The organism is Acidiphilium cryptum JF-5 (genome assembly GCF_000016725.1).
In the GTDB taxonomy this organism is placed as follows: Bacteria; Pseudomonadota; Alphaproteobacteria; order Acetobacterales; family Acetobacteraceae; genus Acidiphilium; species Acidiphilium multivorum.
Map to the genome: position 1 here is coordinate 550,474 of NC_009484.1, position 20,173 is coordinate 570,646.

Below are 20,173 nucleotides of genomic sequence, written 5' to 3' on the forward strand. Positions count from 1 at the left end.
CTCGTCAAGATTCGGTTTTGGCGATGTCGAAGGTCCGCATGCCGAGTTCGTGCGGGTGTGGTTCGCGCCACGGTGCCGCGGACAGCGCGCGCGAGGCATCTTCGTGACCGTGGCGCCATCGTTCCGTGGCGGTGGTACGGTCGAACTGCACGTCCTTGTCGGCGCCCTGCGGATGCTCGGGGCGGTAGATCAAGTGTACGACATCGATCTGTGCCGGGCAGGAAAATTCTTGGAGATGCTTCGCGATCGGATCGTCGCGCAACTCGGGCGGCAGTTTTTCAAGGAAGGCGCAGACCCGGCGGCGCAGGTCCTGGCGGCGTTTCTCCGCGTCGGTGCCATAGCGCGTGCGGCTTGAATAGCGGATGTCCTTCTCGCGTTCGGCGACGCCATCGAGCGTTTTCGGCATTGGCCCACGGGCCGGAAACAGGTCCACCTGGAAGACCAGGCTATTCTCGCGCGGTTCGCAGCGCATCATGTATTCGAGCGGAGTGTTCGAGACGAGCCCGCCGTCCCAATAGGCTTCTCCATCGATTTCGACCGGCGGGAAGCCGGGCGGCAGGGCGCCGCTGGCCATGATGTGCTGCGGCGTGATCCGGCACTCGGCATTGTCGAAATAGATCATGTTGCCTGTACGAATCTGCACGGCGCCAACGGCAAGCCGCGTGGTGCCGCTATTGATCAGGTCGAAATCGACGAGTTCTTCGAGAGTCTGGCGCAGGTGGGCCGTATCGTAGAAGCTGAGCGGGTTTTCCGTAATGAAGTCGACTGGATGGCGGGGGCGGAAAAAGCCGGGTTGGCCGAACAGGACCGCGTTGAGCGCGCCGAGCTTCTTCTCGGCGGCGACGTGCAGGGACAGGGCGGGAGGAATGAAACCAGGCCGTGGGGTCGTGACGCGCTTCCAGAATTCGCGAAGCCGTTCGAGGCGGCGCTCCGGCGGATTGCCGACGATCAGGCTTGCATTGATTGCGCCGATCGAGACGCCGATGATCCAGTCGGGGTCGTAGGCGTGCTCCGCGAGTGCCTCGTAGGCACCGGCTTGGTAGGCACCGAGCGCGCCGCCGCCCTGCAACAGAAGGACGTTCCGCAACCCCGTGGCGCAAGCCGGGGTGGCGGCGGAGGGCTGTCGGGATCTCCGCTTGTTCGTGACCGACATCGGGTAAGCCTTTCCATTGGAGCCTGGCAGGGTTCGGCAAGGCGGTGGCGACAGGCGAGGTGCGGCCAGGTTGAGCCCGCGCGGCAGGATCGATCCGGAACCGGTGACCCGCCATGCGAATGCCGACCCGCCGATATTGACTGCCCTGATTTTGTGCGCTGCGGTAGAGGTCGCGATGACGTGTCAATAACACGTCATCGTCAGAAGAGGCCGTCGGCGACCGGCCGATCGGAAAAATTGCCGATACTGCAAGGACAATCCAGAAACGCACTGGTTCCGGAGCCGGTGTTGTATCACCGTATCTTGAAGCAGCGGGCGTGAACCTGCGGCCGCGGATCCTGATGTCATGATCGGCAACGGGACGATACGATGCCCGGAGCGATCCGCATCACGCAGGTCTGGACTCGTCGCCATAGGCGAGACGGCGTCGGGAGAGGGCGGCCGCGAACAGGTCCCGGGCGATCTTCACGGGGCCGAGAAGCGTGCCATGCTCGATCACCACGGCCGCAGCGAAACGTGGCCTGTCGAGCGGCGCGTAGCCCACGAACAGCGCATTCGGCCGGTCCTGCCACGGCAGTTCGGCATCGTTGTAGTTTTCGGCTTCCATCTCGGCGCTTTCCCCGATGACCTGGGCCGTGCCCGTCTTGCCGGCCATCCTGGCACCCCGGAGCGCGAGGCGGGCGCCCCAGGCGGTGCCGAGGGGCGTGTTGACCACCTCCGCCATACCCTGGCGGACCAGGGCCAGGTGACGATCCGAAAGGGAGAGCGTGGTTGCCGCCGGATGGGTTCGCTCGACCGCTCCGACCGTCCGGATGATTCGCGGGCGAACCGCCCGGCCGGTGCCGATGCGTGCCGCCATCACGGCGAGTGCGAGCGGCGTCAGGACGGTGTAGCCCTGACCGATCCCCTGAACCGCCGTATCGCCCTTGGTCCAGTCGATTTGCCGCTGTTTCGCCCATCGGCGCGTCGGGATGAAGCCTTCGGCGACATTCGGCAGGGCGAGCGCTTCGCGGCCCGTCAGGCCGAGATGCCGGGCCATCGCGGCCATCCGGTCGATTCCGGTGCGCATCGCGACGTGGTAGAAAAAAATGTCGCAGCTCTGCTGCAGGGCCGAGGCGACGTCCATCGAGCCGTGGCCGGAGCGGAGCCAGCAATAGAAGATCCGGTTGCCGATCTTCATGTGTCCGGAACAGAAGAACCTTGTGTCGCCGGTGATCGCGCCGGCTTCGAGTGCGGCGAGGGCGACGGTCGGCTTGAAGGATGAGCCCGGGGCATAGAGTCCGCCGGTCGCACGGTCAGTAAGCGGATGATGCGCCGCCTTCGAGGTCCAGCGCCGCCAGACATGATCGGGCACACCGTCGTCGAACCAGGTCGGGTCGAACGAGGGCGCGCTGGCCATGGCGAGCAGGTCGCCTGTGCTGGTGTCGATCAGCACCGCGGCGCCGGGCCGCCCGTTCAGGGCGCCGGCAGCGGTGCGCTGCAATCCGGCATCGAGGGTGAGACCGACGGCGTGCCCCTCGCGCGCCGGGCGTCGCGTGATGACACGAACGACGGCCCCGCCGGCGTCGACCTCATCCTCGACGATGCCGGGCGATCCGAAGAGCGCGGCATTGGCCGATTTTTCGATGCCGCTGCCGCCGACGCGCACACCCGGCAGGGCGAGAACCGGCTCGCGCCCCGCATCGGCGCTGTCCGGGCGGACGACGTAGCCCACCGGATGGGCGGTAAGCGGGCCGAGCGGGTAGAATCGCCGGAAGCCGCGATCGATGATGAGGCCGGGCAGCGATGGCCTGTGAACTTCGAGTCTGGCCATCTCGTCCCAGCCGAGATCCTTCTTGACGAGGATCGGCAGGAAATGGATCGGCCCGGTGGCGAGTTTCGCAAGCCGGGCGCGATCGGCCGGCGACAGCGACACGATCCGTTCCAGGCGCGCGATCGTGGCGGCAGGGTCAGACGCCGCCGTCATCAGGAACAGGGCCTGCCATTGCTGGCGATTGCCGGCCAGAATGATGCCGTTGCGGTCAGTGATCAGTCCGCGTTCCGGCGCGATCAGCCGTTCGCTCACCGCGTTCTTGCGGGCGAGCCGGCTGTAGCGGCTGTGATCGACGATCTCCATCTCGTAGAGTCGCGCGGTCAGCGCCGAGAACAGCGCGACCTGGCTGCCTCCGATGATCATGGCGCGCCGGGTGAAGACGGCACGCTGCTTCTTGTCGCGTTGCGCGTTCATGCGGGCGGTCTGCCTCGCGCCGCGGCCGGTGCCAAGACACGGTTCGATGATCGTTGCCGGTCTCACGCGCCTTTGACTCCCCGCCGCGTGAAACGGGGCGGTTCGCCATATGTGGCATGGCAGGGTTTCGCACCGGGCGGCCGGCGTGCAAGGGCATGTGACCTGGCGGGGGTCGTTCTGGCGGAAAGCCGCGGCGCTGCGTCCTGGCCACCGGGGCGTTGCCCGGATGGGGGCGCGCGACTGGCCAGATGGCGTCCTTGACGGCACGGCGGCTTGTCACTCTATGTTGACCGAGGCCCGGCGCGGGCGAACCGCACCGTCCCGCCCGCATTCACCGAGGAGACCCGTCATGAAGCCGAAGCACAGTGCCCTGTCGATGCTCACCCTGGCCGCCGCGCTCGCGCCGGCGCTGCCGCATGCGACGGCGGTGAAGGCGGCGAGCGGGATCGTTCTCGCCGCGGCCAATCCCTGCGCACCGCAGAATCCGTGCGCGCCGCAATCCGGCGCGACGAACGGGCAGACGAATTCGGGCAACCCTTGCGCTCCGCAGAACCCCTGCGCGCCGCAGAAATAGGCGTTTCGCCGCGGCGGCGGGCGCGCGCCGGATACGCCGCGGCAGCCCAGATCGCCGCCTGGGCGCGGGCCGGAACCAGCGCGCCCGCGCGGTTGCCCGGCACTGCCGAGGGGTTCGCCGAATGGGCGCAATATCCGCAGCCAGAGGCGTTGGATCCGGTGTCAGGCTGGCGGTTCTTCTACCATGCCCATGCGGTGCGTGAGCGGTTGCGCGCCGAGCATGGGCATTTCCACATCTTCACGCCGGGGCCGGCGGGCGGGATGGGCTTCACGCATCTGATCGGCATTTCGGTTGACGTGCAGGGCCTGCCGATCCGGCTGTTCACAACCAATCGCTGGGTGACTGACGAAGCCTGGCAACCAGCGGCGGCGATCGGACGACGCGTCTTGCGGCCGCGCCTGGCGGGGGCGTCGCCCGGCGATGTGGCGTGCTGGCTGGAAAATCTCGTTGTCCTGTTTGCACCGGACATCGTCGCGCTGCTGTACGCCCGGGATGCGCGGATGGGATCGGGGATCGGCCCTGGCGACCGGCGGTTCGAGGATCGCAGGTTGCGGATACCGAGCCAGACGCGGGTTTCCCTCGCCGCCGCCCTGCGGCGTCTCGCCGCGGCATAGAAAACATTCATTTCCGCTACCGTGTTTTGCAGGACAATCGTTCTGCCCAAGGAGGCCTTGCCGACATCCCCATTTTCATTTTTCCGGAACTATTGACCGGCCTTTGGTAGGTCACAAAAATCGTCTCGAAAGTTTCAATTCGAACGATCACGCGGCCGGCGAGTCCGGCGCGCAACCCGGGCAAGATGGACCTCGAAGGAGGAAGGATGAAGGCGGGCGGTTTCGGAATGGCCGGCGCAATCGCTGCTGGCCGCAATGCCGGGAATGGCGCCTCGCCGGCGGTTGTCACACGGGGTGGGGCATGAGCCAGATTGCCGCGACCGGGCCGCGTCCGCCGCGAGCTCTGCTGGCCGCAGCGAGCGTCCTCATCGTCGGGCTTCTCGCGATGACCATGCCGGCTACCGGCGGCAGGCTGCCGGCGCTGGTTCTGATCGGTGCGGCAATGGGCATGACGCTGGCCCACGGCAGCTACGGTTTCGCCTATGGCTGGCGCGCGCTGGTCCTGCGCCGTGACGGCAGCGGGGCGATGGCCAATCTTCTCATGCTCGCGGCGGCGACGGTGCTGTTCGCCCCCATTCTGGCGCGGGGAGCGGTGTTCGGCCACGGCGTGGCCGGTGCGATCGCGCCAGCGGGCGTGCCGGTCGCGGTCGGTTCGTTTCTGTTCGGGGTGGGGATGCAGATGTCCGGCGCCTGTGCCTCGGGCTGCCTGTATGCGTCGGGCGGCGGCAATCTGCGCACGTTGCTCGCGTTGCTGTTCTTTTGCGCGGGAGCCTTCATCGCAACATTCGAGCTGCCCTGGTGGCTTTCCCTGCCTTCGCTTGGCGCGGTCTCGTTCGGTGGCATGATCGGCTGGGGCCCGGGCGCGACCCTGCAGATCGTTGCGTTCGGCGGCCTTGCGCTGATACTGCGGCGGTTCGCGCCGCCGGCCTCGCCGATGATGCGCGCCTGGCTGCCGAAAGGGAGTGCCTGGTTCCGTGGCCCCTGGCCGCTCCCTTTCGCCGCGCTGATGCTGGCCGGGCTGAACTGGTTGACCCTCCTGATCGCCGGGCATCCCTGGTCGATCGTCTGGGGGTTCACGCTCTGGGGCGCGAAGGGGGCGAGCCTGCTCGGCTGGGTGCCGCCCGCGCACGGCTTCTGGAGCTGGCCGTTCCCGCACGCGGCGCTTTCCCACGGCATTCTGGCCGACGAGACGTCGGTGATGAATATCAGCATCGTTCTCGGTGCGCTGCTTGCAAGCGCGATCGGCGGACGGTTCAGTCTGACCACGAAATTCGAGCCGCTGCCGTTGCTTTCCGCGGCGCTGGGCGGTCTTGCCATGGGTTATGGCGCGCGGCTCGCCTTCGGCTGCAATATCGGCAGCCTGTTCAGCGGCATCGCCTCGACCAGCCTGCACGGCTGGGAGTGGCTTGTTTTCGCGCTGCTCGGCACGCCCGTGGGCATCGCGCTCAGACGACGGTTCGGGCTGCCGGACTGAATGGACATGCGGGCGGCCGGCGCAGGCCGGCGCCTCGCCAGGGATCAGGGAGACCATCATGAAACTGTCAGTCATTCCGGCATTCGGTCTTGCCGCGGCCGTTCTCGGCGGCACGGCCTTCGCCGCGAAGCCGGTGCCGCCGCTGGTGAGCGCGGATTGGGTCGCGGCCCATGCGTGCAAGCCAGGCGTCGTCATGCTCGACGTCCGCAATCCGATCGGCGGCGGCAACGTGCAGACCTATATGCACGGGCACGTGCCGTGCGCGGTCTACAGCAATTATTCGCAGAACGGCCTATGGCGGAAGGATGTCGACGGCGCGCCGGGGATGGTGCCGCCCGTCGCGGAGCTGGAGACCCTGATCGGCGGCCTCGGTATCGGCAACCGCACGCGCGTGGTCATCTACACGGCCGGGACGAGCGCCACCGACATGGCGAGCGCCGCGCGTGTGTTCTGGACCTTCAAGTATCTGGGCGACAACAATATCTCCATCCTGAACGGCGGCTATGCCGGATATGTCGGGCGGGGCAGCACGCCGGCCCATCCGGTGCAGGCGGGCTTCGTCAAGCCGGTGGAGACACGCTTCGTGGCCCATGTCAGGCCGCGCCTGCTGGCGACGGAGGCCGAGGTGGAGCGGGCGATGAAAGCGCACGTTCCGCTGGTCGACGACCGGCCGTCGGCGCAATATCTCGGCGTGAACCTCGCGCCGGTGGATACGCGTCCGGGCACGATTCCCGGAGCGCGCAACCTTCCCGAAAGCTGGTTGACGGTGAACGATGGCGGCGTGTTCCGCACGCCGGCGGATCTTGCCGGACTCTACAAGGCGGCAGGGGTGCCGATGGCGGGTCGGCAGATCAATTTCTGCAATACCGCGCACTGGGCGGCGCTCGGCTGGTTTGCCAGCTATGAGCTGCTCGGCAACAAGCAGGCGAAGCTCTACACGGGCTCGATGTCGCAATGGTCGCGCAACGCCGCGCTGCCCGTCGAGCGTCAGGTGCGCTGACCTCGGATGCGTTCTTGTGACACCGCCGTGGCCAGGCTTTGGCCGGGCCCCGGCGGTGTCAGCGCTGATCCTGGCAGCCGCAGGAGTTCCGGATCCTCAATTCCGGCGTGAGACGCACGATTTCGAATTGATCATCGGGCCGCGCGATGCGTCTCGTCAGCAGTTCCACCGCCTTCATGGCGATGTCCTCGAGTGGCTGTGCGAGTACTGTGAGCCGGGGGTTGAAGAGTTCGGCCCAGTCGAAATCATCGAACCCGACCAGAGCCATTCCCGCAGGCACCTCTATGCCGGCGTCGCGCAAGGCGTGCATGGCGCCGATCATCATCAGGTTGTTGGAGGCCACGATCGCGGTCGGCCGTGGGTCGAGCCGGAGCAGTTCGCGAACGGCGCGGCGTGCCGGTTCGTTTGCTGATTCTCCGCAACACACCAAGGTGGGATCGAACGGGATGCCGGCCTGATGCAGGGCGTCGCGATATCCTTCGAGCCGCTCGATCGATGTTGAAATTCCTGGGGCTCCCGCCACGAAGCCGATGCGGCGATGGCCGTGGCCGATCAGATGCGAGATCAGCTCGCGGCACGCGACGGTGTTCTCGACGCCGACCTGGTCAAACTCGCCTCGAACGATACGATCGACCAGCACCGACGGTATGCCCTTGCCCTTCAGGTAGTCGAGCGCCCGTCGGTCGGTTCCCGCGGTCGGTGCGAGAATGATGCCGTCCACCCGGCGCTGGTGCAGCGCCTTGATGACCCGCAGTTCCTGGTCCGGATCGTCATGCGTGTCGGCCAGGAATATCATCAGGCCCCGCCTTGCGCATTCGGATTCGATCACACGGACCGTTTCCGCAAAATAATGATTTGTCAGGGCCGAGATCGCCACACCGATCGTTTTCGTCGACGCTCCCGCCAGGGCCTGCGCCAGCGAGTTCGGAACGTAGCCGGTCTTCCTGATGGCATCCCTTACAGCTTCGACCGTCGCGGGACGGACTTTTCTGGTGCCGTTGATGACATGCGAAACGGTTGATACCGAAACGCCTGCCTTGTGGGCAACATCTTCCATGGTGGCCAATTGCTCGACCCCTTACAGATCCGGCGACCGGTGATGTCGGTAAGCAGCCGACCGAGGAGATGGGAGCGGGGCGACGTTCCCATACTGTCCAATCATGATGCGGCGAGTCACGAAATGGCCCCTCCTTCAGGTGCAGAGCGAACGCGCCGCAGGGTAAAGGGTGCGGAATTTTCGATATCGGTCGTCCAGATCCTCGCGACGGTCCGCTTGCGGCTCGAAGGTCTTTCTGACGGGCAGTGACATGTTCACCGGCTCGTCGATTCCGAGCGCGGCGAAACCGAGTTTCGCCGCGCCGATCCCCGCGCCGAGTTCGCTGCCTTCCAGCGTATGGAGTTCGCGTCCCAGCACGTTCGCCAGCAACTGTCCCCAGTAATCGCTTTTCGCTCCGCCGCCGACCAGAGAACAATGACGAATATCCGAACCTGACTCCTCCACCGAACCCATGGCATCCCGCAGGGCGAAGGCGACTCCTTCGAGAACGGCGTAGCCGAATGACGGCGCCGCGGTCTCGATGCCGACATTCATGAAGCCGCCGCGCACGTTCGGATCGTTGTGCGGGGTACGCTCGCCGGATAGATAGGGCAGAAACAGCGGGGTTGTCGGCGGAACCGGCCGTTCGAGTGGCAGTTCGGCGGCAACCCGATCAAGCAAAGCCTGTTCGCTCGGCATCGACAGCAGTTTCGATACCCAACGCAGCGAATTTGCGCCGCACAGGATGGCCCCCATCGCGTACCATCTCTCTGGCAGCGCGTGGCAGAAGCCGTGAACGCCGCCGGCAATGCGCGCCAGGGGGCGATCGGTGATCGACACGACGGCGGCACTGGTTCCCAGGGTGACAAACGAATCGCCCGGATGTGACGCGCCGATCCCGACCGCGGAGGCCGGATTGTCGGCGCTGCCGCCTGCGACCACGACCTTGCTGTCGAGGCCAAGCTCGCCGGCGGCGCTTCGGGTCAGGGTGCCGGTGGCGGCTGTTCCCTCGCACAGGCGGGGAAATTGCCGAGGTTCGAGATGGGTCGCGGCGATCATCGGCTCGAACCATGAGCGGCGATGCACATCAAGAAAGAGAGTGCCGGCGGCATCGGACATATCGGTGACGCGCTCGCCGGTCAGCCGGAGCCGGAGATAGTCCTTGGGCGACAGGAGGCAGTCGATCTTCCGGAATGATTCGATTTCGTGGCCATGCAGCCAAAGCAGCTTGGGTGCCGTGAGGCCGGCCATCGGAAGGCTGCCGGTCGCCTCGATGAACGAGGGATGATTTTCCGCCAGGAACGCCGCTTCGGCAGTGGAGCGCGCATCGTTCCACAAGATCACGGGGCGGATGCTTCGGTTATGCCGATCCAGAAGGACCGCTCCATGCATCTGTCCTGACAGCCCGATCGATCTGACCGCCTCATAAGCTTCGGGATACTGCCGGCGAAGTTCGCGCAGGGCCGTCATGCAGGCGATCCACCAATCCTCGGGATCCTGCTCGGCCCAGCCGGGGTGCGGATGCGATGTCGGCACGGCAGCCGACATGGTGCCGATGACCGCTCCGGATGAGGTCAGCAGGACCGCCTTGACGCCTGATGTCCCGAGGTCGATGCCAAGTGAGAGGGGGGAGGCGAAAGATCTCATTCTCGCAACTGCTCGATATTTCCAATGCTTGCCTGTCTCGCGCTGCGGCGCACGAGACTGCGCCGGAGGTCATGCGTGGAGGCGTTTGCTGTCAACCCATGTGGCCTGCTCCGTGCGGAACCGAAATCCAAAACGATCGCGTGTATGCGGCGAGCCCTGGCGGACGCGGGGGGATGATGCGCAGCGGCACGATGCCGGCCCGCGAGTCGATCTTCTCCTGACCTGCCTACAAACACTACAGGGAGCGAAAGCGCTTGCGCAAGCGCTTTCGTTCATCTAATTTTTGGTCTCCGGGCAAATCTATGAGCCAAATTTGTCCGAAAAGTAGAATTGTTCAAAAACAGGAGGGAACGGGAATGAAGCTGGCAAAGCGGCTTTCGATAGTGGGCATGGCAATCGCCGGAACGATCGGCCTGGCCGGCCCGCACGCCGAGGCGGCGCAGACCTGCGCGAAGCCGAAATACGTGATCGGCATGTCGTTGATGACGCTGACCAATCCGTATTTCGAGACCATGGCGAAAACCGCCGCCAAGGATGCGGCCGCGGATTGCGCGAAGCTGATCTATTATGGCGGCAACATGAGCGAGGCGCAGCAGCTCAACCAGGTCGAGGCGTTCATCCAGCGGCATGTCAACGCGATCATGTTCGCTCCCGCCGATGCGGCGGCGGCCTCCTCCGCCGTGCTGGCAGCCAATCACGCGCATATCCCGGTCTTCACGATCGATACCAATGTCGACATGAAAACCCTGAAGCGCGCGGGCGGGCATATCGTCGAATTCGTCCAGTCGAACAATGTCCAGCTTGGCGAGAATGCCGCGAAGGAAGTCATCGCCTATGACAAGTCGGCTCTGCACGGGGCGCCGGTGAAGCTGGGATGGATTGATTATCCGTTTGCAACCTCGGTCCAGGATCGGGACAAGGGTTTCAAGAAAATCATCGATGGTGACAAGAACATCCACGTCGTATCGAGGTTGAATGGCAAGGGGACCACGCCGGGCGGCTTGTCCGCCACGGCGGCGATGCTTTCGGCGCATCCTGACGTCAATGTGATTTTCGATATCAATGCGCCGAGTGGTCTTGGGGCGATGGATGCGATCCGCGCCGCCAACAAGGTTGGCAAGGTTGCGGTGATCGGTCTCTCAGGCAGCCAGCAGGCCGTGCAGGCGATCTGCCAGAACTCTGTCTACAAGGCTGGCGCGCTGCAGTCCCCCGCGGTCGAGTCGAAGATCGAGGTCGCGAATATCATCAAGTATCTCGATGGCGACAAGAATATTCCCAAACTGGTTCTCACCAAGACCTATACCGTCAGTAAGGCTAACTGCCACGAGATGATGAAAATCGCCTATCCGTGACGACGGTGTCCACCGGCCAGGCTGGCAGCCTGGCCCTTTCGGGAATCGTCAAGCGATACGATTCCGCACCCGTGGTGCGCGGAGTGAGTTTCTCGCTCCGCGCTGGGGAAGTGACGGCGCTGCTTGGGCATAATGGCGCGGGCAAGTCGACGGCGCTGAAGATCCTGGGTGGGGCGGAGCAGCCATCCGGCGGCCATATCCTGCTCGATGGCGAGGCCGTGACGCTGACGACGCCGCGCATCGCCGAAGCGCACGGCATTGCCGTGGTCTGGCAGGAACTGCGCATCATCGAGAAACTGACGGTGACGCAGAATTTCTTCCTCAACCGGGAGAAGCGGCGCGGGCCATTCACCGACCGCACCGCGATGAACGAACATGTCAGGAGGGCCCTGGCGACTTACGGCCTCGCCGCTGATCCGGACATGGCTGCGGGAGCGCTGTCGCCGGCTGACCGGCAGATGCTGGAGATCATCATCGCGCTCGACAAGGGCGGCCGGTTCCTGCTGCTCGACGAGCCGACGTCGGCACTGAACGCGAGTGAGATCACCCGGTTGCTCGATACGGTCCGCCGGCTGGCGGCGGGCGGCACCTCGATCGCCATTGTCACGCACAAGCTCGGCGAGGCGCTGGCGGTTGCCGATCATGTGGTGGTGATGAAGGATGGCGATGTCGTGCTGGATGCGGAGCGCGCCGATCTTTCGGAGGCGGATCTTGCCTATTACATCACCGGCCATCGGCGCGATGCCACGCCGCTCGCCGAGGTCTCGCCGCGGACCGCGTTCGGCGGCACCACATTGCTCGATATAAAGACCCTCTCGAGCGGCAATTGCCGCTCGGCGAGTCTGGAGATCAATGCTGGAAGAGTGGTCGGGCTGTACGGCGTGGCCGGAGCCGGGCAGGTTGAACTGCTGGAGGTGCTGTTCGGCGTCCGGCCGATGCAGGGTGGCGAGATCCGCCTGGCCGGTGAGCCGTATGTGCCGACAACGCCGCGCGCCGCGCTGGCAAAAGGCTTCGGGTTCCTGACGGACGACCGCAAGGCCAACGGCTTCATTCCCGACATGACCATCGGCAAGAACATCGTGCTCGCCAGCATCGACCGGTTCTCGCGCGGGATCTGGTTCGACGATGCGGCAGTGGCGGAGCAGGCGCGCACCATGGCGGCCCGCCTGGCCATACGCTCGCCGCTTGGAACCAGCGTGCGGCGCCTGTCCGGCGGCAACCAGCAGAAGGTCATCTTCGCGAAATGGGTGACGGCGCGGAGCCGCATCCTGCTGCTCGCCGAGCCGACAAAAGGTGTCGATATCGGTGCCAAAGCCGAGATCCATGCCCTGATCCGCGAGTTGGCCGCGGCGGGCGATACGCTGCTCGTGTGCTCCTCGGAGATCGAGGAGATTCTCGAAGTTTCAGACGTGATCTATGTATTTCGGCACGGCATCTGCGAGGGCACAGGGATTCCGCGCGCCGAGGCCGAGGCACGTTCGATTCTCGCACAATCCCTCTGACATATCCGCAACCGGGGCGATCTTCATGGCAAAACAGGACACCAGCACGACAGCCAGCCCGCAACGGAAGGGCCTTCGCCTGCCGCCGGAGACGGGAATTTTCGTCATTCTCGCGCTGATCATGGCCGGGATGGAGGTGCTGACCGGAAACTTCCTGACCATCGGCAATATCTCGACCCTGCTGGTCAACACGATCACCATCGGGTTGCTGGCGGTCAGCGAGACCTTCGTGCTGCTGATCGGCGGCATCGACCTTTCGGTGGGCGCGATCCAGGCGCTGTCAGGTGTAACGGCCGCCGTGGTCATCAACCATACGCCGCTCGGCTGGCCTGGAGCGATCCTCGGCGGCATCCTGGCCGGGGCGCTGATCGGCTTCATCAATGGTTCGATCACACATTACATCAATGTTCCAGCCTTCATCACGACGTTCGCGACCCTGGGCGTCGCCGCATCGATCCCGCTGATCGTGACGCAAGCGAATCCGATTCCGATTTTCAGCAACACGTTCAACGCCCTTGGACAGGGATACGTGCTGAAGATCATTCCGATCGGCGTTCTCGTGATGCTGGTGGTCGCCGCGGCCGCGCATGTGGTGCTCAGCCGCACCGCGTTCGGCGTCAAGGTCTACGCCGTCGGCGGCAATCGCCATTCCGCCTGGCTGGCTGGCGTGAACATCGCGCGGATCGAGATCCTCTGCTTTACGCTTTCGGGGACGATTGCAGGTCTTGCCGGGGTGATCCTCGCCGCGCGCCTTGCGTCCGGTTATCCGACAGCCGGTTCCGGCGCGTCGTTGTTCGATGGAATCGCATCGGCGGTCGTGGGCGGGGTGAGTTTGTTCGGCGGATCCGGTAGTGTTGCCGGTGCCCTGCTCGGAGCGATCGTGATCGGCACGCTGACGGAAGGCATGGATGTGCTCGATCTCAATACCTATTGGCAACCGCTCGTGATCGGCATCGTCATCCTGCTCGCGGTGATGCTGGATACGTGGAAGACCGGATTGCTGCGCACCCTCATGCGCCGACTGCGCCGCGCCTGATCGCACCGCACCGCCGGGGTAAAAATCGGAATTACACCAGGCGTTTTTCGTTTCATCGGCCCCCGTTTTGCGTCTTTGTTTGAGCAGTGAACAGTGCTAGGATTCTCCTGCAATCATTGAAAGGCGTCGCCATGTCGAAAGCGTTCATAACGGATGTGATTCAGAATTCGACCGGGATTACCGGCGTCGCCGCGAACCGGGCGGCTACGGACGTTATCGAGGCGATCGTCAAGGAACTGAAGAAGAAGGGCAAATTTACGCTGCCGAGCTTTGGCACGTTCACGGTGCGCAAGACGAAGGCGCGCAAGGGCGTCAATCCGCGCAGCGGCGAGCCCATCAAGGTCAAGGCCGGAAAGACCGTGCGTTTCAAGTCGTCGCCGACGCTCAAGACACGCGTCTGACCCGCGGCGGCAGTCTGGCGCATCGGCGGAATCTGCCGCCGGTTTCCGGCCGGGCTGCCGGTCGTGTCTTCAGGGCTGGTTTCGCCTCGGGGCGCAGATGCGGCGCTCAGAGGACCGAGCGCACGATCTCCTCGATCCCGTGGTCCGGGTGCCAGCCAAGCAGGTTTTCGGCGCGGGAAGCATCGCCGACCGCGCGCGGAATATCGCTTGGCCGAAGGCGGGTCGGATCGATCTCGACCGAGACATGGATACCGAGAGAGACGATCATCGCCTCGACCATGTCGCGCATCCGGCGCGGAATGCCGGAGGCAATGTTGAAGATCGTGCCGTTCGGCAGGTCGTCGGAGCGTCCCAGCGCCAGCGCATACGCACGGACCACGTCGTTCACGTGAAGAAAGTCGCGCTCGGCATCGAGGTTGCCGACATGCAGCACCGGTGCTGCATCGCCGCGGGCAATCCGGCGGAGTTGGGCAGCAAAGGAGGCAAGGGCGAAGGCTTCGCTCTGCCCGGGGCCCACATGGTTGAACGGACGGAATCGCAGCACGCGCAGTCCGGATTCGGCAGCCATGGCACCAAGGGTAAGATCCGCTGCGGCCTTGCTTGCCGCATAGGTGTTGAGCGGCGCCAGAGGCGCCGATTCGTCCAGCGCCTGGCCCGAGCGGAAACTGGCTCCGTAGCAATCGGCACTACCGGCATGAATCAGTTGGCAGCCAGGTGCGTGCGCAAGCAGAGCGCGAGCAAGATTCAGCGTGCCGTCGAGGTTCACCGCGAAGGCACGGCGTGGGTGTTCCCGTGCCTCGGGAATGGCGGCGATGCCCGCGAGATGGACGCAGGCATCCGGCCGGACGTCGCGCACCGAGGTCTCGGTGGCGGCGGGGTCGGTGATATCGGCGCGGAAGCTGACCAGTTCGGCCCACGGAAATCGGCGGCCAAGTTCAGGCATCAGGTGCCGCCCGACGAAGCCGCCGGCGCCGGTGACAAGTATCCGTCTCAATTGTCCCATGGGCCGGACGTCTCCATCGTCTAGAGCACTTTCCGATCCTGCAGGATCGGAAAGTGCTCTATCATATTGAGCATCAGAGCATCATCCGATCAAATGGATCTTTCTGATCGGATGATGCTCTAGTTGTGGGCGGCGCACGCTAGTGGAAGTTGGAGACGGTGGCCAGTCCGCCGCCGGCGCGGAACGTTCGCATGGCGGCCGCAATCTGCGAGGTCAGCCCGGCGTGGTGCGGCGCAGGCGTTCGAGATCGGCGTCGACCATTTCGATGATCATCTGCTCGAGCGTGGTTTCCGGCCGCCAGCCGAGTTTCTGCTCCGCCTTCGCGGGATTGCCCAGCAGCACGTCGACCTCGGCGGGGCGGTAGAAGGCGGGATCGATGACGAGGTGGCGCTCCATGTCGAGGCCGGCATGGTCGAAGGCGATACGACACATGTCCCGCACCGTGGTAGTGCGGCCGGTGGCCACGACGTAGTCATCCGGCTTGTCCTGCTGGAGCATCAGCCACATCGCCTTCACGTAATCCCGTGCGTGGCCCCAGTCGCGCTTTGCGTCGACATTGCCAAGACGCAGTTCGCCGGCGAGGCCGAGCTTGATGCGGGCGACGCCGTCGGTCACCTTGCGGGTGACGAACTCGACGCCGCGAAGCGGGCTTTCGTGGTTGAACAGGATGCCCGAAGAGGCATGCATGCCGAAGCTCTCGCGGTAGTTCACCGTGATCCAGTGGCCGTAGAGTTTAGCAACGGCGTAGGGCGAGCGGGGATAAAAGGGGGTCGCCTCGCTCTGCATCGGCTCCTGGATCAGGCCATACATTTCCGAGGAGGATGCCTGGTAGAAGCGGGCCTCCGGCTGTTCGGCGCGGATTGCCTCGAGGATGTTGGTGACGCCGACGGCGGTGATGTTGGCGGTCAGAATCGGCTGCCGCCAGGACGAGGCGACGAACGACTGGGCGGCAAGATTATAGACCTCGTCGGGCCGGACGTCCTTGACGATGCGCACGAGGCTGGAAAGATCAGCGAGATCGCCGTCAAGCAGGGTGACCTTGTCGGCGATGCCGAGCCAGCGCAGGCGATGGTCTTCGACGCCGCGATGCGAAGAGCGCCGTATCACGCCGAATACCTCGTATCCCTTGCCCAGGAGCAACTGGGAGAGATAGGCGCCGTCCTGGCCGGTGATCCCGGTGACGAGTGCTGTTTTCATGCTTCGATCCCTTAGCCAATAAACTTGGCGGGATCTATATGCGCCAAAATGTCAAATTAATGGCCGGAGGCGCGACCACTACATCGATTGCGAGCCCGCCAGCAGATCCGCGATCCGGATCGGGAAGCGCCGTACCCGCGTGCCGGTGGCGTGCCAGATCGCGTTGCCGATGGCGCCGACGGTGCCGGTGATCCCGATTTCGCCGACGCCCTTGATGCCGAGCGGATTCACATGCGGATCCTCTTCGTGGACGGTGATCACGTCGAGGCCCGCCACGTCGGCGTTGACCGGGATGTGGTAGCCCGCGAAGTCCGCATTCACGATCCGGCCGGTGCGGCGGTCGTGGCGAGCCTCTTCATGCAGCGCGAAGGACAGGCCCCAGATCATTCCGCCCATCAACTGGCTCGTCGCGAGGTGTGGGTTGATGATGCGGCCGGCGGCGAAGGCGCCCACGAGGCGGGTGACGCGGATCTGGAAGAGCGCGGGATCGATCTTCACCTCGGCGAAGACCGCGCCGTGCGAATACATCGCATGGCGTTCCGCGGCCTCGGGCGGGCGGGCGGCGCTGCCGGTGCCCTGGACTGCCGCGCCGCCGGCGCGGGCAATGATCTCGACATAGCTTTCGCTGCGGCTGTCATCGTCGCGGGCGAAGAGCCGGCCGTCGCGGGCGATGACGCCGGCATTGGCGCCGAAAAGCGGCGAGGCGGGATCGGCCACGGCGATCTCTCCGAGCCGGCGGACGGCATCGCTGCCAGCGGCATGAAGCGCGCCGCCCGCGGTGGCCGTGTGCCCCGAGCCGCCGGCGATGCCGCCATCGGGAAGGTCGGAAGAGCCCGCGCGGAACTCGATCCTGTCGAGCGGCAGGCCGAGGCCGTCGGCGGCGATCTGCGCGAGCGCGGTCCAGGCGCCCTGGCCCATGTCGGCCGCCGCCGTCTCGACAAGGCCGGTACCATCGGGGCGCAGCGTGGCGCGTGCCTCCGCCGCGAACATCGGGGCGTGGAACAGCGCGGTGCCCATGCCCCAGCCGACGAGCAGGCCGCGATCGTCGGTCATCTGGCGCGGCGCGAGCGGCCGGCCGGCCCAGCCGAATCGCTCGGCGCCCTGCCGGTAGCATTCGCGCAGAGCCTTCGAGGAATAGGGCCGGCCGGTGCCCGGCTCGACCTCGGCATAGTTGCGCAGCCTGAATTCCAGCGGGTCGAGTCCCGCCGCCTCGGCCATCTCGTCCAGCGCGCATTCGAGCGCCGCCGAACCGGATGCGATGCCGGGGGCGCGCATCGGCCCCGGTGTGCCGATATCGGCGCGCACGGCGTATTGCGTCGAGCGCAGGGCCTCCGTGGCATAGAGCCCCAGGGACGCGTCCGCCGCACCTTCGATGAAATCGTCGAAGGTGGAGGTGACGGCGAGCGATTCGTGGTCGAGCGCGGTCATGCGGCCGTCATCGTCGGTGCCGATGCGCAGGCGCTGGCGCGTGGCGCCGCGATGGCCGACCGGGCCGAACATCTGCTCACGCCGCAGCATCAGCTTGACGGGCCGGCGAAGCGCGCGCGCCGCCAGGATGGCGAGTAACGCCGGCCCGTTGATCACCGCTTTCGAGCCGAAGCCGCCGCCCAGGTAGGGGCTGCGAATCGTCACGTTTTCGGCGGGGATGCCGAAATAGTAGCCATAGGCCCCACGCGACATCACGATGGCCTGGCTCGGCACGTCCAGCGCCAGTCGGTCGCCGTCCCAGGTGGCGACGATGGCGTGGGTCTCCATGGCGTTATGATATTGCGCCGGTGTTTCATAGGTCAGGTCGACCGCGTGGCGGGCTGCCGCGTGGCCTGCGGCGACATCGCCGAAAACGGTTTCCGCCGGCCTGCCGAAATTGCCTGACTCCGGCTTGTACGGGGCATCGCCATCAAGCCCGAGGCGCGGCGGCAGGGCTTCGTAGTGCGGCACCACGAGACGGGCGGCTTCGGTGGCGGCCTCGACCGTCTCCGCCACGACCAGCGCGATCGGCTGGTTGGCATAGCGGATCTCGGCGCTTTGCAGCACCTCGGTGCGGAAGGCGAACAGGAAGGGTTTCGCGTCCGGATCGCCGGCCAGCGCCGGGCGGTTTTCCGGCGTGAACACCTCGACCACGCCGGGATGGGCCTTGGCCGCCACAGTATCGAGGCGGATGACGCGCCCGCGCGCGATGGTGGCCGGCACATAGACGGCGTGGAGCACGCCTTCCGGGTGATTGTCGGCTGCGAAAGTGGCGGCGCCGGTAACCTTGGCGATGCCGTCGCGGCGGGTGACGGACTGGCCGGCGTTCGAGCCGAAGCGGATGGAAGTCTCAGACATGAGCGAGGTCTCCGAAGGGCGAGGCGGGCAGCGCCGGCATCCGGGCGGGCGTACCCGCGGCGGCGAGCGCCAGAGCCCGGGCCGCGGTGCGACGGGCGAGTTCAATCTTGTGGGCATTCGCCCCCGACGGGGTGGCGCCGGAAAGCGCCACGGCGGCGGCGCGGGCGAAGAGTTCGGGCGCCGGGGCGGCGCCGGCCAGCATCGCCTCCGCTTCCCGGCTGCGCCAGGGCTTCGCGGCGACAGCACCGAGCGCGAGCCTGGCCTCGGCGATCCGGCCGCGATCAAGACGCAGCGCCGCGGCGGCCGAGACCAGCGCGAAGGCGAACGAGGTGCGCTCGCGCAGCTTGAGATAGCGCGCATGGGCGCGGAAGGCGGACGCGGCGGCGGGCAGGCGCAGGGCGACTATGAGTTCACCCGGCCCAAGCGCGGTCGCGCGTTCGGGGGAATCGCCCGGCAGCCGATGAAGCTCGGCGAAGGGGATCTCGCGCGCTCCCGCCGGGCCGGCGGTTTCGACCACGGCATCGAGCGCGGCAAGGGGAACGCAGAAATCCGACGCGCTGGTGGCGATGCAGGCTTCACTCCAGCCCATGACCGCGAGGGCGGCGTTGTCGCCGTCCCGCGCATCGCATCCGCTGCCGGGCGCACGGCGGTTGCAGGCGCTCAGCGGGTCCTGGAAATAGGCGCAGCGCGGGTGCTGCAGCAGGTTGCCGCCCACGGTCGCGGCGTTGCGCAACTGGCCCGAAGCTCCCGAGAGCAGCGCCTCGGCGACCATCGGGAACTGCGCGGCGAAGGTAATGTCATGGGCGAGATCGGCATTCCGCACCAGCGCGCCGACCCGGACACTGCCGTCCTCCAGCGTCTCGATCGCGTCGAGGCCGGGCAGGCGGGCAAGGTCGATCAGCTTGGCCGGCCGCAGCGTGCCGGTCTTCATCAGATCGACCAGGTTGGTCCCGCCGGCGAGATACGCCGCGCCCGGTTCCCAGGCGCCGATGGCTTCATCGAGCGTGGCGGGGCGGAGATAGGCGAAGGGGGTCATGCGGCGTCTCCTGCGCTGGTATCCGCCATGCGTCTCGTGGCGTCCTGCACGGCCTCGGTGATGCCGTGATAGGCGCCGCAGCGGCATAGATTGCCGCTCATTCCCTCGCGGATGCGCTCCGGGTCGTCGCCGGCATGACCCTCGGTGATCAGGCCGAGCGCGCTCATGATCTGCCCTGGCGTGCAATAGCCGCACTGGAACCCGTCATGCTCGATGAACGCCGCTTGCACCGGATGAAGGCGGCCGCCTTCCGCGAGACCCTCGATGGTCGTGATCTCGGCGCCATCGAGCGTGACGGCCAGCACGAGGCAGGAATTGATCCGACGCCCATCGACCAGCACGGTGCAGGCGCCGCACTGGCCGCGGTCACATCCCTTCTTGGTGCCGGGGAGCGCCATCCGCTCGCGCAGGAGGTCGAGCAGCGTGATGCGCGGGTCATCGAGCGTCAGGTCGCGGCAGATGCCGTTGAGCGTGAGGTGTATCGGGTGGAGCATGGAGTCTCCGATCATTCGGGATGTTTATGGATCGACGGGCGCGCTGGCGCGGTGCAAAGGTGCCCGAAAGGTGCGTTGAGCGGCGAAGCCGGATCCGTCGGC

The 20,173-nt window shown here is 65.9% G+C and carries 17 protein-coding genes; 8 read left to right on the forward strand and 9 right to left on the reverse strand.

Annotated features, from left to right (window positions below; genetic code table 11):
- Positions 1 to 4 precede the first annotated feature (4 nt).
- Positions 5 to 1,153 (reverse strand): patatin-like phospholipase family protein, encoded by a 1,149-nt coding sequence (locus tag ACRY_RS04930; RefSeq protein ID WP_011941559.1) that lies wholly within the window; start codon positions 1,151 to 1,153, stop codon positions 5 to 7.
- Between the two features lie 388 nt (positions 1,154 to 1,541).
- On the reverse strand, positions 1,542 to 3,380 hold the full coding sequence (gene mrdA, locus ACRY_RS04935) for a penicillin-binding protein 2 (protein WP_231295343.1): 1,839 nt from the start codon (positions 3,378 to 3,380) through the stop codon (positions 1,542 to 1,544).
- 349 nt (positions 3,381 to 3,729) lie between these two features.
- Here mrdA and ACRY_RS19610 point away from each other — a divergent pair, with 349 nt between their 5' ends.
- The 4 genes from ACRY_RS19610 (at position 3,730) to ACRY_RS04955 (ending at position 7,042) form a co-directional block, all read left to right on the forward strand.
- Positions 3,730 to 3,954, forward strand: coding sequence for a hypothetical protein (locus ACRY_RS19610; protein ID WP_043509055.1), 225 nt, complete (start codon positions 3,730 to 3,732; stop codon positions 3,952 to 3,954).
- Positions 3,918 to 4,568 (forward strand): DUF6969 family protein, encoded by a 651-nt coding sequence (locus ACRY_RS04945; protein ID WP_039887739.1) that lies wholly within the window; start codon positions 3,918 to 3,920, stop codon positions 4,566 to 4,568. Before ACRY_RS19610 ends, ACRY_RS04945 begins: the two co-directional genes overlap by 37 nt.
- 301 nt (positions 4,569 to 4,869) lie before the next feature.
- Entirely contained in the window at positions 4,870 to 6,042 is a 1,173-nt protein-coding gene (locus ACRY_RS04950) for a YeeE/YedE family protein (RefSeq protein WP_011941562.1), read from the forward strand.
- 58 nt (positions 6,043 to 6,100) lie between these two features.
- A complete protein-coding gene (locus tag ACRY_RS04955) occupies positions 6,101 to 7,042 on the forward strand; it encodes a sulfurtransferase (RefSeq protein ID WP_011941563.1) in 942 nt (313 codons plus the stop codon).
- Between the two features lie 58 nt (positions 7,043 to 7,100).
- On the opposite strand, the gene ACRY_RS04960 is transcribed toward ACRY_RS04955, so the two are convergent.
- Positions 7,101 to 8,099 (reverse strand): LacI family DNA-binding transcriptional regulator, encoded by a 999-nt coding sequence (locus ACRY_RS04960; protein ID WP_043509056.1) that lies wholly within the window; start codon positions 8,097 to 8,099, stop codon positions 7,101 to 7,103.
- 135 nt (positions 8,100 to 8,234) lie between these two features.
- Positions 8,235 to 9,725, reverse strand: coding sequence for a xylulokinase (gene xylB / locus ACRY_RS04965; protein WP_011941565.1), 1,491 nt, complete (start codon positions 9,723 to 9,725; stop codon positions 8,235 to 8,237).
- A 254-nt stretch (positions 9,726 to 9,979) separates the two neighbouring features.
- Between xylB and ACRY_RS04970 the strand changes: the two genes are divergently transcribed.
- From ACRY_RS04970 to ACRY_RS04985, 4 genes are all read left to right on the forward strand, one after another.
- Positions 9,980 to 11,077 carry a substrate-binding domain-containing protein gene (locus ACRY_RS04970; protein WP_231295344.1) on the forward strand — a complete coding sequence of 366 codons (1,098 nt, stop codon included), beginning with the start codon at positions 9,980 to 9,982 and terminating at the stop codon, positions 11,075 to 11,077.
- Positions 11,074 to 12,579, forward strand: a complete 1,506-nt coding sequence (locus ACRY_RS04975; RefSeq protein WP_007422122.1) for a sugar ABC transporter ATP-binding protein — start codon at positions 11,074 to 11,076, stop codon at positions 12,577 to 12,579. The genes ACRY_RS04970 and ACRY_RS04975 overlap by 4 nt, the downstream gene beginning before the upstream one ends.
- A gap of 25 nt (positions 12,580 to 12,604) precedes the next feature.
- Entirely contained in the window at positions 12,605 to 13,615 is a 1,011-nt protein-coding gene (locus ACRY_RS04980) for an ABC transporter permease (protein WP_007422123.1), read from the forward strand.
- Positions 13,616 to 13,746: 131 nt separating this feature from the next.
- Positions 13,747 to 14,016, forward strand: a complete 270-nt coding sequence (locus ACRY_RS04985; protein ID WP_007422124.1) for an HU family DNA-binding protein — start codon at positions 13,747 to 13,749, stop codon at positions 14,014 to 14,016.
- A gap of 106 nt (positions 14,017 to 14,122) precedes the next feature.
- Here the strand turns inward: ACRY_RS04985 and ACRY_RS04990 are convergent, their stop codons facing one another.
- The 5 genes from ACRY_RS04990 to ACRY_RS05010 form a co-directional block, all read right to left on the reverse strand.
- Positions 14,123 to 15,019, reverse strand: coding sequence for a GDP-mannose 4,6-dehydratase (locus tag ACRY_RS04990; protein ID WP_011941568.1), 897 nt, complete (start codon positions 15,017 to 15,019; stop codon positions 14,123 to 14,125).
- Between the two features lie 213 nt (positions 15,020 to 15,232).
- Positions 15,233 to 16,216 carry a GDP-mannose 4,6-dehydratase gene (gene gmd / locus ACRY_RS04995; RefSeq protein WP_011941569.1) on the reverse strand — a complete coding sequence of 328 codons (984 nt, stop codon included), beginning with the start codon at positions 16,214 to 16,216 and terminating at the stop codon, positions 15,233 to 15,235.
- 78 nt (positions 16,217 to 16,294) lie between these two features.
- Entirely contained in the window at positions 16,295 to 18,541 is a 2,247-nt protein-coding gene (locus tag ACRY_RS05000) for a xanthine dehydrogenase family protein molybdopterin-binding subunit (RefSeq protein WP_011941570.1), read from the reverse strand.
- Positions 18,534 to 19,577 (reverse strand): FAD binding domain-containing protein, encoded by a 1,044-nt coding sequence (locus tag ACRY_RS05005; RefSeq protein WP_011941571.1) that lies wholly within the window; start codon positions 19,575 to 19,577, stop codon positions 18,534 to 18,536. The genes ACRY_RS05000 and ACRY_RS05005 overlap by 8 nt, the downstream gene beginning before the upstream one ends.
- Entirely contained in the window at positions 19,574 to 20,071 is a 498-nt protein-coding gene (locus ACRY_RS05010) for a (2Fe-2S)-binding protein (RefSeq protein WP_011941572.1), read from the reverse strand. The genes ACRY_RS05005 and ACRY_RS05010 overlap by 4 nt, the downstream gene beginning before the upstream one ends.
- Positions 20,072 to 20,173 lie beyond the last annotated feature (102 nt).